The organism is Romboutsia sp. (assembly GCF_051659545.1).
Taxonomy (GTDB): Bacteria; Bacillota; Clostridia; order Peptostreptococcales; family Peptostreptococcaceae; genus JBOFOR01.
The window spans coordinates 1-13,577 of sequence record NZ_JBOFOR010000021.1 but is presented as its reverse complement, the minus strand read 5'-3'; the positions used below and the strand labels follow the sequence as shown (position 1 = coordinate 13,577).

At 29.3% G+C, this 13,577-nt stretch carries 13 protein-coding genes; all 13 read right to left on the bottom strand.

What is annotated here, in order from left to right; genetic code table 11:
• Positions 1–82: 82 nt before the first annotated feature.
• Positions 83–622: a stage V sporulation T C-terminal domain-containing protein gene (locus tag ACRC03_RS00990; protein ID WP_438650680.1), complete on the bottom strand. Its 540-nt coding sequence runs from the start codon at positions 620–622 to the stop codon at positions 83–85.
• A 116-nt stretch (positions 623–738) separates the two neighbouring features.
• Entirely contained in the window at positions 739–1,749 is a 1,011-nt protein-coding gene (locus tag ACRC03_RS00985; protein WP_438650679.1) for a peptidylprolyl isomerase, read from the bottom strand.
• A gap of 3 nt (positions 1,750–1,752) precedes the next feature.
• The gene (gene mfd / locus ACRC03_RS00980; RefSeq protein WP_438650678.1) at positions 1,753–5,163 is read right to left on the bottom strand and encodes a transcription-repair coupling factor; all 3,411 of its coding nucleotides are present in this window, start codon (positions 5,161–5,163) and stop codon (positions 1,753–1,755) included.
• Positions 5,164–5,179: 16 nt separating this feature from the next.
• Positions 5,180–5,740, bottom strand: a complete 561-nt coding sequence (gene pth, locus ACRC03_RS00975) for an aminoacyl-tRNA hydrolase (RefSeq protein ID WP_438650677.1) — start codon at positions 5,738–5,740, stop codon at positions 5,180–5,182.
• Between the two features lie 23 nt (positions 5,741–5,763).
• Positions 5,764–6,378: a prepilin peptidase gene (locus ACRC03_RS00970; RefSeq protein ID WP_438650676.1), complete on the bottom strand. Its 615-nt coding sequence runs from the start codon at positions 6,376–6,378 to the stop codon at positions 5,764–5,766.
• 76 nt (positions 6,379–6,454) lie between these two features.
• Positions 6,455–7,231, bottom strand: a complete 777-nt coding sequence (locus ACRC03_RS00965; protein ID WP_438650675.1) for a prepilin peptidase — start codon at positions 7,229–7,231, stop codon at positions 6,455–6,457.
• A 33-nt stretch (positions 7,232–7,264) separates the two neighbouring features.
• Positions 7,265–9,037 (bottom strand): prepilin-type N-terminal cleavage/methylation domain-containing protein, encoded by a 1,773-nt coding sequence (locus tag ACRC03_RS00960; protein ID WP_438650674.1) that lies wholly within the window; start codon positions 9,035–9,037, stop codon positions 7,265–7,267.
• A 48-nt stretch (positions 9,038–9,085) separates the two neighbouring features.
• Positions 9,086–10,150 carry a type IV pilus twitching motility protein PilT gene (locus ACRC03_RS00955; RefSeq protein WP_438650673.1) on the bottom strand — a complete coding sequence of 355 codons (1,065 nt, stop codon included), beginning with the start codon at positions 10,148–10,150 and terminating at the stop codon, positions 9,086–9,088.
• A gap of 13 nt (positions 10,151–10,163) precedes the next feature.
• On the bottom strand, positions 10,164–10,763 hold the full coding sequence (locus ACRC03_RS00950; protein ID WP_438650672.1) for a hypothetical protein: 600 nt from the start codon (positions 10,761–10,763) through the stop codon (positions 10,164–10,166).
• Between the two features lie 11 nt (positions 10,764–10,774).
• Positions 10,775–11,269, bottom strand: a complete 495-nt coding sequence (locus tag ACRC03_RS00945; RefSeq protein WP_438650671.1) for a type II secretion system protein — start codon at positions 11,267–11,269, stop codon at positions 10,775–10,777.
• 14 nt (positions 11,270–11,283) lie between these two features.
• Entirely contained in the window at positions 11,284–12,414 is a 1,131-nt protein-coding gene (locus ACRC03_RS00940) for a prepilin-type N-terminal cleavage/methylation domain-containing protein (RefSeq protein ID WP_438650670.1), read from the bottom strand.
• Positions 12,415–12,433: 19 nt separating this feature from the next.
• Positions 12,434–13,336 carry a hypothetical protein gene (locus ACRC03_RS00935; protein ID WP_438650669.1) on the bottom strand — a complete coding sequence of 301 codons (903 nt, stop codon included), beginning with the start codon at positions 13,334–13,336 and terminating at the stop codon, positions 12,434–12,436.
• Positions 13,329–13,577: PilN domain-containing protein (locus ACRC03_RS00930; RefSeq protein WP_438650668.1), on the bottom strand; the 249-nt coding region annotated here is incomplete at its 5' end. The genes ACRC03_RS00930 and ACRC03_RS00935, both read right to left, overlap by 8 nt.

The window sequence follows — 13,577 nt, the reverse complement described above, 5'->3', positions numbered from 1 at the left end:
CAACATATTACAAAAAAAGTTAAAATTACCATATTGGTTATTCAAAAAAGACTCCTTTTGTAGGAGTCTCTTATGATCTTAATTATTGGACTTGCTTACCTAAGAAATTAGCAGCTATTTTTAATATTTTTTCGTCTGTTTCTGAAAGACCTTCTGCTTCTTTGCAAACCATTGATATTGAGCCTATACAGTCACCAGATGAGCTTACTATCGGTATTATAGCTTGTGAAACATAATCCATCGCATCATCTTTGTGCAGCGATATTAGTTTGCTATCTTTAACGTGTTTAGGTTCTCTATTTTCTATAAGTTGCTCTAAATCATCACTTATGCTTTTTTCTTTGTAATCTTTTTTAGGTAGTTTTGAAACAGCTATTATTGAATCTAAATCTGTAACTACTACACCGAATCCTAAAGTTTCTCCTAAAGTTTCTGCATATTCTTGAGCAAATTCATTTAATTCACCTATAGGTGAATATTTTTTTAGAATTACTTCCCCATCCTTTGCAGTAAATATTTCCAAAGGATCTCCTTCTCTTATTCTTAAAGTTTTTCTTATTTCCTTAGGAATTACAACTCTTCCAAGATCATCTATTCTTCTAACGATTCCTGTTGCTCTCATATCTAATTTATCCCTCCATTAGTAACTTTACGTTTATTTTTACCATTGATAAGAAAAATATGCAAAAAAAGCTATGTATTGCTAACATAGCTTTTTTATATTTAGATATTTATTTTTTAGAAAGTTATTTTCTTTATTATATCTTCATTTTTTTCTACTTTCATATTTTTATATAACTTTTGAGTTTCTTCTTTATATTTTTCTGCTAATAAAGCGCTCTTTATTGTTTCTTTAGCATCCTCAAAAGAAGTTTGCCCTTGTACTTTATCTGTTAATTTAATTATATGGTAACCATATTCACTTTCTACTAATGCTGATATATCCCCTACTTTCATAGAAAATGCAGCGTCTTCAAATGGCTTAACCATTTCTCCTTTACCAAAATAATCTAAATCTCCACCTTGGCTTCCTGAGCCTTTGTCATCAGAAAATTCTTTTGCCAATGCTGAAAATTCCTCTCCACCTTTAGCTCTTTTAAGTATATCTTCTGCTTTTTTCTTAGCTTCTTTTTTCTTAGTTTCTGATAATGGTTTATTATTTGCATCTAATGTAGATATTAGTATATGAGAAGCTTTTACTTCATCTTTGTAGAAGCTTTTCTTATTATCTTCATAGTATTTTTTTAATTCTGTGTCTGATATAGTTGTTGCCTTTTCAAAATTAGCCTTATGGTTTTGTATAGCTAAATCTTGTTCTTCTTGCTCTTTAAGAAATTGGTCATTTACTCCAATTTCTTCAAATTTCTTTTTAGAAGTTTCATCTGCATATAAGCTTTTCTTTAATTCTTTAACATTTTTTTCTACATCTTCTTTGCTAGGTAGTAAGTCTTTCTTTTTAGCGTCTTCATAAACTGCTTGTATACTTACCATTTGCTCTATCATTGACTCTTTAAATTTATCCTTATATTTTACACCTTTTTCTACTTCAGTTTCCCATATATCTTTGCCATACATAGATTCTATACTAGTTTTGTATAAAGATAATGTTGTTTTGAATTGCCCTGATGTTATTTCTTTTCCATTTATTGTTGCTACAACTTCATCACTTTTTGATCCACCGCTACAAGCTACTGTAGATATTCCTAAAAGCATAGTCATAACTAATGCCATTATTTTCTTATTTTTCAATTTCTAACACCCCTTATCATCTTTTTGTTCTTTTAGAGCACACATATTTTCTAGTAGCTCTTCTAGTTCCGTAACTATATTATACCCTATTTTTTCCTTTGTTCTATATCTAGTTATAGGCACTAGTATTATTTCGTCTTTAAGTTGTCTTACTTTTTCTATTTTTAGCTTCTTACAAAGTGTCTTAATGTAGGCAATTCTAAGTAAGGTTTGAACAGCTTTTGGTATATCTGAGAATCTATCTGCTAGCTCTTCTTCAACCTCTACCATATCGTCCTTATTTTCTATGCAGGCTATTTTTTTGTACATTTCAATTTTAATTAGCTCATCTTCTACATATCTATCTGGTATATATGCATTTACACTTAAATCTATTTCTACATCTACTTCTTCTACAATAAACTCTCCTTTAACCTTCTTGATAGCATCATTTAGCATTTTTACGTATAAATCGTATCCTATTATAGCCATATGCCCATGCTGTTGAGAACCAAGTATATTACCTGCTCCTCTTATTTCTAAGTCTCTCATGGCTATTTTGAACCCTGATCCAAATTCTGTGAACTCTCTAATAGCTTTAAGTCGTTTTTCTGCTATCTCACTAAGAGCCTTGTCCTTTTGATACATTAGATATGCATAACCTTGTCTAGTACTTCTTCCAACTCTTCCTCTTAACTGATATAACTGTGCTAATCCCATCTTATCTGCATCGTATACTATCATTGTGTTGGCATTAGATATATCCATTCCTGTTTCAATTATTGTAGTACATACTAATACGTTAAATTCCTTATTTAAAAAACCTAAAATTATATTTTCTAAAGTTTTTGAAGTCATTCTACCATGTGCTACTGCAACTTTTGCATCAGGAACTAATCTTTGTATCATACTAGCCATTTCTTCAATATGCTCTACTCTATTGTATACAAAGAATACTTGACCACCTCTACCTATTTCTCTTTCTATTTCATCCTGCATTATACTTTCTTTGTTTTCTGTAACATAAGTTATTACAGGATGTCTTTCTTGCGGTGGCTCTTCTATCACACTCATATCTCTAATACCACTTAAAGACATGTGTAAAGTTCTAGGTATAGGCGTTGCAGATAGTGTAAGTACATCTACTGTTGATTTTATTTGTTTTAAAGATTCCTTATGCTTAACTCCGAATCTTTGCTCCTCATCTATAACTACCAGACCTAAATTAGGTAAACTTATATCCTTAGATATTATTCTATGAGTACCTATTAGTACGTCTACTAAACCTTTTCTTGCATCTTCTATTATCTGTTTTTGTTGCTTTGGTGTTTTAAATCTACTTAGTACTTCTACTCTTATTGGATAATTCTCAAATCTTTCTTTAAAAGTATTGTAGTGCTGCTGAGCAAGGATTGTAGTAGGAACTAGTACTGCAACTTGTTTTTGGTCCATACAAGCCTTAAATACACCTCTAATAGCTACTTCTGTTTTACCATACCCAACATCTCCGCAAATAAGTCTATCCATTACCTTATTTGATTCCATATCCTTTTTAGTTTCTTCAATAGCCTTTAATTGATCTTCTGTTTCTTGATGTGGGAACAAGGACTCAAATTCACCTTGCCACGGAGTATCTTTTGAATATTTGTAGCCTTTTACCTTTTCACGCTTAGCATAAAGTTCTACTAAATCTTTTGTCATATCTTCTATTTCTTTTTTGACTTTAGCTTTAGCTTTACTCCAATCATGACTTCCTAGCTTGTTTAATTTCACTCTATCTTCTTCTACACCAATGTATTTTTGTACCTTGTCCATTTGGTCTATTGGTACGTACAGGTTATCTCCACCTTGGTATACGATTTTCATGTAGTCCTTCTTGATAGCGTTAACAGTAATTTGTTCTATACCTGTATATCTACCTACACCACTATTTTCATGTACTACATAATCTCCTACATTTAGTTCTAAGAAGGATTCTATTTTTTTACCCTTTTTAGATTTTTTGGATTTTGAGGTAGAAGTTCTTTTGTGAACACCTATCATTTCATTGTCTGTTATTATTACATATTTTATAGTTTTATACTCAAAACCACTACTTATACGAGCAGGTATAATTACAATTTGAGAAGATTTAATCTCTATATCTCTATCTTGAGATATAACCGCTTCTACTCCTAAGTCTAATAAGTCTCCATGAAGTTTTTTAGCTCTCTCATAAGTATTAGTAGCTAATATTATTTTATAGCCATTATATTTTAATCTATTCAATTCCTCTACAAGAACATCTACTTTTGCATTAAAAGTAGGCACTTCTCTTGCTTCAAAGTTTACTATAGATTTTATGTTAAAATTGTTTATAGGCTTTGGTAACAGAGAGTTTAGTATTAGCTTCTTATTACTAGTTATAAATTCTAAATCACTATAGTGGTATAATACCTTTGCTTGATTTTTTAAAGCTAAACCTCTCTCTAAATTAAGTTTATAATTTTCTCTAAATTCATCTGTATAATTTTCACATCTTTCCTTAGCTCTGCTTATATCATTAAAGAAAACTAGTGCATTATCTTTTAGATAGGTAAATAAACTTTTGTTTTCATAAGTATATATATAATCAATATAGTTTTCTACTCCTTGGAAGTAGGTTTTAGTAGCTATATTATCTATATTTCGAAATACATCTTCATTAGTATTTTTGCCTATATCTTTTTTGATTCTATTTACTGCATCATCTGTGACTTCTGGATATATAAATTCTCTAGAAGGAGTTATAGAAAACTCTTTTATTTTTTCTATAGATTTTTGTGTAAACACATCAAAAGTTCGTATAGAATCTATTTCATCATCAAATAATTCCATACGAATTGGATTACTATATTCTAGAGAGAAAATATCTATAATTCCACCTCTAATACTAAATTGACCAAATCCTTCTATCTTTGAAACTCTTTCATATCCTAATCTTACTAGCTTTTCACTTATGTTTTCTAGGTTAATTACATCTCCAACTTTGTAAGTAGATGTGTTTTCTAGTAATACTTCTTTAGGTGTATATTTTCTAAGAATCGCTTCGATAGATGTTACTAAAACTATCTCTTCTCCTTTTGCTAACTTTAGTAAAACCTTTAATTTTTTAGCTTCTTCATTTCTGTCCTTTGCATCTAAATGGTAGAAGAAAATATCTGAGAATCCTAGATATTCTACCTTATCCTTCATATAAAAACTTAAATCTTCATACACCTTTTTAGCTTCTAGGTCACTATTCGTTATAAAAACAGTTTGCCTATTTAAATCCTTGAATAAAGAATATGCTATATGTGGCTTTTGAACTGGTAAAAGACCATTAACTAATAATGATCCTTTGTTGTTTTGTATGCAGTTTATTATATCTTTATATTCTTTGGAATTTTGCAAAGGGTATATAAATACGTCGTTCATATACAATCCCCTCTCATTATCCGTTATATTTGTTCATAGATGTATCTATGTTTTCTCTAATTATGCAGTCTACTGCACGGTAAGACTTCTCTAGTCCAGTATCTAAATTATCAGCTTCTTCTTTTCTAAATCTAGAAAGTACAAAGTCTGCCAAATCTTGTCCTGGCATTGGTTTAGAAACTCCTACCCTTACTCTTGGAAACTCTGTAGAACCTAAGCATTTTACAATAGATCTCATTCCATTGTGTGTTCCACCGCTTCCTTTTTTTCTAATTCTTATTTTGCCAACATCTAAGTCAATATCATCATAGATTACTATTATGTTCTCCAAATCTACTTTGTAGTATTTATATATATCTATTAAAGTTTCACCACTTAAATTCATATATGTTTGTGGCTTAACTAATAAAACTTTTTCAGTTCCAATTCGTCCTTCACCTATTAAAGCCTTATGTTTTATTTTCGTCACAGACATGCCATATTCCTTCGCTAAAATATCTATAACATTAAATCCTACATTATGTCTTGTGTTTTCGTATTGTTTTCCTGGATTTCCTAACCCTACTATTACGTACATTTTTACTCCTCCTAACTTATAAATTATGTCAAAATAATATTAAGTATATCATAGTTTGTTAATATTATTAAAATTGTAGCCATTGAGATAAATGGTGCAAATGGTATTTTTACTATTTTATCACTTTTTATTACAAGTACATATATGCAATATGCACAAGCTAGTATAAAGGAGAGTGATATTAGGTATAAAGTGTAATTATGACCTAATGTAAAACAACATAAGCTATATACGCCTGTGTCTCCTGTTCCTAATCCTTTAGTTTTTGCTAGTATGTACGGTATTAGAAAGCCTAGTGTTAGTGATGTTATGTGACTTATAGCGTTGTTTTCTAGTTTTAAAGTTGCTAGAAAAATTGCACCTTGAATAATTATACCACTAAGTACAGTTATATCATATATGTAGTTTGTGTGATAATCTATTATTGAAATTAGTATTATGAATGGTATTAATGCTAGGTATTTTAGTGATTCTGTGGTTATTCCGTATTTATAATAGATTAGTAGTGATGTTAGCAGTATTGTGGTGTATATAAGTATTGTGTTAAGGTTTGTTTTTGATATTTCGTCACATATTTTGTAAAGGTATTTGTTGATTATGTAGGCTGATATTATTGAGGTTATTATTATATAAATCATAGTTTTTTACATAATAATAGGGTCAATTGGATTATTGACCCTATTGAGTATATTTAGTCATTATGTATGTGTTTATTTAGAATATATTAAGATACCAGTTTATCATACTGTTTCCGTACAGTATGGTAATAAAGGCTGCCACTGATATAAATGGTCCGTAGGGTATCATTGAGTTATATTCTATTTTTTTTATTTTGCTGTAGATGATTGTAGCTATTCCGTAGATAGCTCCTACGTATACGCTTAGGATTATTGTTAAAAATCCTAGTTTCACTCCTAGGAATAATCCTAGCATGGCGAATAGCTTTATATCCCCTCCGCCCATTACTTCTTTTTTTATTAGAAGTTCTATTAGATAGATTACTGCTAGCGTTCCTCCTCCACATGCTAAGGCTCCTATTAGTCCTTCTTTTATTCCTGTTCCGTAGCCTAGTGTGTTTACTATTAGGGCTATTATGCTACCTATTATAAGTAGTTCATCTGGTATTATGTAGTGGTCTAGGTCTATGAAGGTTATTATTATTAATAGTGAGATTAGGAACATGTAGTATAGTGTGGTTAGGGTGTAGCCAAAGTTTAGGTACACTACTGCGAATAGTATTCCTGTTAGTAGTTCTACTAGTGCGTATCTTGGTGATATTTTTTGTCCACAGTATCTGCATTTTCCTTTTAGTAGTGTCCAGCTTAGTATTGGTATTAGGTCTTTGGGTTTTAGTCTTGTGTTACAGTTGTAACAGTGTGATGGTGGTGTTGCTATTGATTGTTTTTCTGGTATTCGGTAGATACATACGTTGTAGAAGCTACCGAAGATTGTTCCTATTATGAATGATATTATTGTAAAATATGTCTGCATTTTTAATCTCCCTAATTTAAATACATTTAATAACTATTTATAAATTAATTCAATAGCTAATTTAGATGTATCTCCACTATTTTTTAAATTGTCAAATACAAAACTACCTGATAATAATATTTTAGACTTTTTGTCTTTAGGTATATCAAATATATAACTATTTTGACTCTGTGTTATTTTTAAATCTGTATAAATAGTTTCATTATTATCAATTTTAGTTTTTATATTTTGTAAAACTATTCCACCATTAACTTTAAATTTCAAACCTATAATATCCTCAATATCCTTTTTGTAATTTGTCTTAATTACTATTTCACTCTCTAAGCCTCTTACCCTTATTGCAGGTTCATGTTTTAATATTTCTATATTCATATTTGCTGGATTGTTGCTAGCATTTTGATTTTTATGTATTGATGTATCATTTCCAATGTTAGATTTTCCTTCAACATAAAATCTATTATTTTCATTTTTCAAGTTATATATAATATCTTCTTGTATTTGTGTATTTTCTTCATTATTGCTTCCAACATACACAACTGCGTATCCTGATGAATACAATCCTGTGCTGTTCATTTCTAATTTTCCAACAACGTTAAAACAAGTCATTGTTTGACCTTTTTCAAAATCAACCTTATACCAGGTTCCAATTTTACCACCTTCTAAAATATATTTACCATTATTAGGATTTAACATTTCTTCATTGTCTATACTTATTATACTTTTAAATGTACCTTTGTTACCATTATTAAATATAATTTCTGTACTCTTAAGTGTGGTATCTGGGCTAATATATATCATTATAGTATCTGTTTTTTTAGCCCTTGTAAATTTTCCATCCTTCACTTCAGCTTTCCAATCAGAGGTATTATATCCTATTTTAGAATCTGCCTTCTCTGCATTACCATTAGATGTATCTGCTAGAATATCAAATTCAAATTTATTTCTTTCATTTTGTCTACCAAAAACTCCAGCATCATTTACCCATGTATATAGACTATCTATATATTCAGTTCCCACTTTAGGGCATTTAGTTTTATCCGCTGTCCAAAATCCTATAGAATCATATTCTCCATTAAATCCTGGTATATCCGGTATTTCATCTATCGTGGGAGGTTTTGGTATTTCTGGATTAACACTTCCTCCATTTGAATTACCCGTTATGTACCTTGATGCGACTTGAAACTCATTTACATTTAATTTTCCTTTATCATCTTTATTTTCTATTATTACAAAATATGGATTACTTTTAGTTATCGCTATAGGGTTTGGAAATAAATCCCCTTCTTTTTTAACTTTATTATTTATAATTTCTATATTTCCCTCACCTGGCAAAGACCTATATATTGAGTACTCAATATATGAATTATTTTTATTGTACTTCATATCAACAGTGTAACTAGGTGATTTTGATTCATCCAACTTATCTATCCTATAAGCATAAGTTAATTTATTTTCTTCTTTACTAGATATTATTTTATTTCTTTCTGTTATTTCATTTAAAGCATTCTCTAAATAATTTTCGTCTTTACTTTCTTCATTATTTTTAATACTATAAATATAAGTTTCATTCGGATCTATACATTTCAGTGTTATTCCTTGTGCTTGTTCTAAGTCTTTTGTTATAAAATTATTTAAACTGTTGGTTGATAATTGATTTTGTGTAATATTACTCTGTTCATTTACACTTACATTGTATTTATTAATTAAACTATATCCCATAAATATAACTATAGTAAAAATACTTATTGAAATTAATAATTCTAATAAAGTAAATCCTTTATTATTAGACTTATTATGTTTATTCACTTCATCTCCCCCTTTTATTATAATTATTTACTTACTTCAATCTATAGTTTAATAGTTCATTGAACCCATTAATCTAGATGCATATTCATAGTCAGTACATCTACTTAATGCACTTTCTCTTGAAATCAATCCTTGTCTATATAAATTAACTAATTCCTGATCCATAGACTGCATCCCTTGTTTACTTCCTGTGTGTATAATATTTTGAATTTGATAAGTTTTATTTTCTCTTATAAGGTTTCTTATAGCTGGGTTTGCTACCATTACTTCTAATGCTGCTACTCTTCTTCTTCCATCTATTGTTTGAACTAATTGTTGTGATACTACTCCTTCACAAACTGTAGATAATTGAGTTCTAACTTGTTGTTGTTGTTCTGCTGAGAACATATCAACTATTCTATCTATAGTCTTAGCTGCTCCTACTGTATGTAATGTTGAAAATACTAGATGTCCTGTTTCTGCTGCTGTTAAAGCTATAGATATAGTTTCTGGATCTCTCATCTCTCCTACAAGTATTACATCTGGATCTTGACGCAGTATTGCCCTTAGTGCCGAGTTAAAACTTTCTGTGTCTTGACCTATTTCTCTTTGATTTACTAAGCTTTTTTTATGATTGTGTACATATTCTATGGGGTCTTCTAATGTTATTATGTGTCTTTGTTGATTAGTGTTTATTATGTCTATAAGACTTGCTAGAGTCGTACTTTTTCCACTTCCTGTAGGTCCTGTTACTAATATTAATCCTTTGTGTTTTTCTGTAAAAGTTCTTAATATTTCTGGTAGTCCTAGTGTTTCAAATGTTGGAATTGTAGAGGTTATTGTTCTTATCGCTATTGCATAGTTTCCTTTTTGTTTATACGCATTTACTCTAAACCTTTCACCACTTTCTATTGCTACAGAAAAATCACATTCTCCGTGTTCTTCTATTCTTTTAAAATTTTTATCTCCTGCTAACTCTTTTGCCATTTCTTTTGTATCATAGTTAGTCAATATTCTTTCCGTTAATTTGATAAACTTTCCTTTTATTCTAGCTATTGGTGCACTTTCTACCGTTATATGTATATCAGATGCTCCTAATTCTATTGATATTTTTAATAAATCAAATATATTCATATATATTTCCTTTCTATTTGTTCCAGCTTATTACATCATATCCTGATTGATTCTTAGAAATATCCTTAACCATGAATTTTATTTCAGAATTAAGCTCATATTCCTTTCCATCTAATTCAGTACTAACGCTAATATCTCCTACATATTCATCTATATTTTTTATAACTCTATAAGATGGTTCTGCCATTTTACCATCTTCATCTATTGTCATATATTTCTCTGCATTTATATTCAGAACTATTTTTACGTCTTCTTTTAATCTATAATTCATCTCATTAATATCTAATGATTTTATCTCTATATCCATAGGGTTTAAAATTATATCACTCTCTTTTTGAGTATTTGTTGGAGGATGTAATCTTATATCTGATGTTTTTAGTATATTTCCTAATTTCTCTTCTATTTGTACACATACTTGCCCTATAACATTCTCCATACCCGCCTCTAGTGTATACTTTGCTTGCATATCTCTATAAGATCTACTGTTCATTCGTATTACATTATTTATTTGACTAGAAAATAGCATTATTCCCATTGATACCAAAAACATTAATATTATGGCAAATACCATTGCAGAACCTTTGTTTTGTTTGATCTTATTATTTAATCTCATTATATATCTCCCTACTTACCGAATACTTCTGTTTCTAGTTCAATTATTTTTTTACTTAAGTTCTGATTATTAGATTGAACTTTTACATTAATATTGTATATAAAGTTTGAGGTTTCCTTATTTGAACTGTCTTTGATAGGATCTTTTTTAACAATAAGCTTAACTGTATATAAGTTAGAGTCTCCTTCTATCTTCTTTTTATATTCTTTTTCAGTTCCAATAGTAATCGAATCATTCATATAAGAATTTGAAGAGGTTTGATATGCATTTACAGTAATACTTTTAGTAGTAGAATCTATTTGTTCTTTTATTTGGTTTCTAATATTCTCTACTTCACTTTGAGCTATATTAAGAGATTTTATATCTTTTTCATTCTTGGCACTTAATCTTATTGTAGAGTTCCAGACTGTAAAAAAAGCCATAACTATGAGCGAAATAATGCTCATAGCTATCAATAATTCTATCAAAGTAAATCCTTTGCTCTTTTTTAATTTATTCTCCATCATATTGCACCTGCTAATTAGTTTGTTTTCGTTCCAAAGGTTATTATAGCTTCACCATATGTAGATCCCTGAGTCTTTATAATTTTACCTTCTATTAATATATCTTTACTATTTGTATTTATAGGAAATATATATTTACCTACTTTATCAAGGGTTACCTTATGAAGTATGGGCCATAAATTTTCATTTCCACCATCTTTTTGTTTAATTACTAGTTCAAGTCGTGCATCACCTAATATAGTTGCATTAATTTGATTCACTTGTAATTTACCAAAATCATCTCTCTGTTCATATAAAGGGTAAGAGTCTATTTTAGTTTCACAATGACCATTATTGTTATTGAAAGATAGCATTCCTCTTATGGTATATTCTCCTTTGTCATTATTTATTTCTCTTCTAGCATATTCGTTATTAGGTTTATCTTGTACTTTACTTGACCCTATTGATGTATATGCCTTCTTGTCGTTATAGCCGAATCTAATGAAACCATTTAGACCGTTACTTCCCTGTAATTCTTCGTCTATCTCTGGTTCTTCTGTTGGTGGAAGAGGATTTTCTGGCGTTCCATCTCCTACTTCTCCTCCAGATGTTACAAATTGGTTGTATCTATAACTAACATCAAAATTATAATATTTATTAGATTTTTCTTTATATTGCATTCCTACAGTATAAATGTTATTATCATTTTCGATGTAAAATGGAGGTGTATTTATATCATCTATAGGCTGATTACTTATAATCTCTATATTGCTTTTACTTATATTATTATCCATATCTGATTGGCTTGAAAATGTATTTCTAGTTAAGTCATATCTATTATTACTTATATTAACGTCATATCTTATATAATTTATTTTTTCGTTAGATTCAATAAATTCATTTGTATTTAACTTATAATTATATGTTCCACTACTAATTTCTATTTGTGTTGGTTTTATAATATTATTAGGTTGAGTTTTTTCTAAATCTTTTGTCAAATATTTATTAACTATATTTACAGACATTTGGCCTTCTGTGCTAATCATACTCGCACTTACACTTTCAGTATTTTTATTGATAATCATATATCCAATTCCTATAGCTGTTGTAAATATAGTAATTGAGATAATTATTTCAATTAGGGTAAAACCTTTATTATTTTTTTTCATTCGCTTAATCCCCCCTTGTTTATCTACTTGTGGTTGTAAATGGGTTATATTTTCCTGGTTTCCACTTACTAGAATCATCATTTTCTAAATCTAATACAGGATTTTCTGAAGAATACATTATAAATTTAAATGTAGCTTCAACAGTTCCATTAGATTTTGGCTTTTCTGGTTCTTCCTGTGGTTGATTAGATATTTGTGTTGTATATGGCTTACATACTTGACAAGCTGTATTTTTACCGCTTTGTGTTGCTGAACCACTTGAGTATTTATATCCACTTAATACTTTTTCTTCTTCCAAAATAGTACATCCTTCTTTATGATAGCTCAATCCTTTTGTTGTCCAATAAACAATACTGTCTGGAATAATAACTGAATCATTATTGCTATTACTCTTATTTTCTTCTTCCTTTGGAATATAAGTTGTCATGCTATAATCTAACGTTTGTGTCATATTCTTTTGCTCTTCTAAATAATACATTATCTCTCTAACATGTCTATAGTCCCCTCTTACGGATATTGAAGTAGGTATAGCATAAAAAGTTTCATATGGAACAACCTCATCCATAGAATAATCAAGTAAATCCACATTTACTTCCTTCATAAGCTTCGACAAACCTATTAAAAACATTCCATCTTCCATATTATGAGATAACATTCTACTCTTTATCTTTATTTCCTTATTTAAATTATCTAGCTTTTCTTTTTTTATAGGTAATTCACTTATTCCATCTTCATATTTTGTTATTTCTGCATTAATTCCTTTTAAAGTGCTTACCTTACTTTGATAATCCTTATATTGAGGATATATACACATATATCCATAAGCAAAAACAACTCCACATATACCTATTGCAACTAGCATTTCTTTAGTGTTTAAATCTCTCTGTAATATACTTTTTTTATCTACATTATCTTTACTCACCTGAAACCGCCCCTTCTCTTAATTCTAGAACTATATTGAAGGTATAGCCTCCATTTTCCTCGTCCTTTGTACTATTTGTTAATTCTACAGATTTAAAATAATCTAACTTATTTAAGCTATATACAAATTGACCTACACGAGAAGGTGTAGTTGCTATTCCGTCTATAGATATAACATTTGGTATTTGTTCGTATATTGGCGTTTCTTGTTGTTCAGGTGTTTCTGAATTTTCTGTTGAATT

Excerpts from the sequence above, each read along its gene's own strand:
- pth (WP_438650677.1), bottom strand. The coding sequence starts at position 5,740 with ATGTACGTAATAGTAGGGTTAGGAAATCCAGGAAAACAATACGAAAAC.
- ACRC03_RS00970 (WP_438650676.1), bottom strand. The coding sequence starts at position 6,378 with ATGATTTATATAATAATAACCTCAATAATATCAGCCTACATAATCAAC.
- ACRC03_RS00940 (WP_438650670.1), bottom strand. The coding sequence starts at position 12,414 with ATGAAAAAAAATAATAAAGGTTTTACCCTAATTGAAATAATTATCTCA.
- ACRC03_RS00965 (WP_438650675.1), bottom strand. The coding sequence starts at position 7,231 with ATGCAGACATATTTTACAATAATATCATTCATAATAGGAACAATCTTC.
- ACRC03_RS00945 (WP_438650671.1), bottom strand. The coding sequence starts at position 11,269 with ATGATGGAGAATAAATTAAAAAAGAGCAAAGGATTTACTTTGATAGAA.
- ACRC03_RS00950 (WP_438650672.1), bottom strand. The coding sequence starts at position 10,763 with ATGAGATTAAATAATAAGATCAAACAAAACAAAGGTTCTGCAATGGTA.
- ACRC03_RS00990 (WP_438650680.1), bottom strand. The coding sequence starts at position 622 with ATGAGAGCAACAGGAATCGTTAGAAGAATAGATGATCTTGGAAGAGTT.
- ACRC03_RS00955 (WP_438650673.1), bottom strand. The coding sequence starts at position 10,150 with ATGAATATATTTGATTTATTAAAAATATCAATAGAATTAGGAGCATCT.
- mfd (WP_438650678.1), bottom strand. The coding sequence starts at position 5,163 with ATGAACGACGTATTTATATACCCTTTGCAAAATTCCAAAGAATATAAA.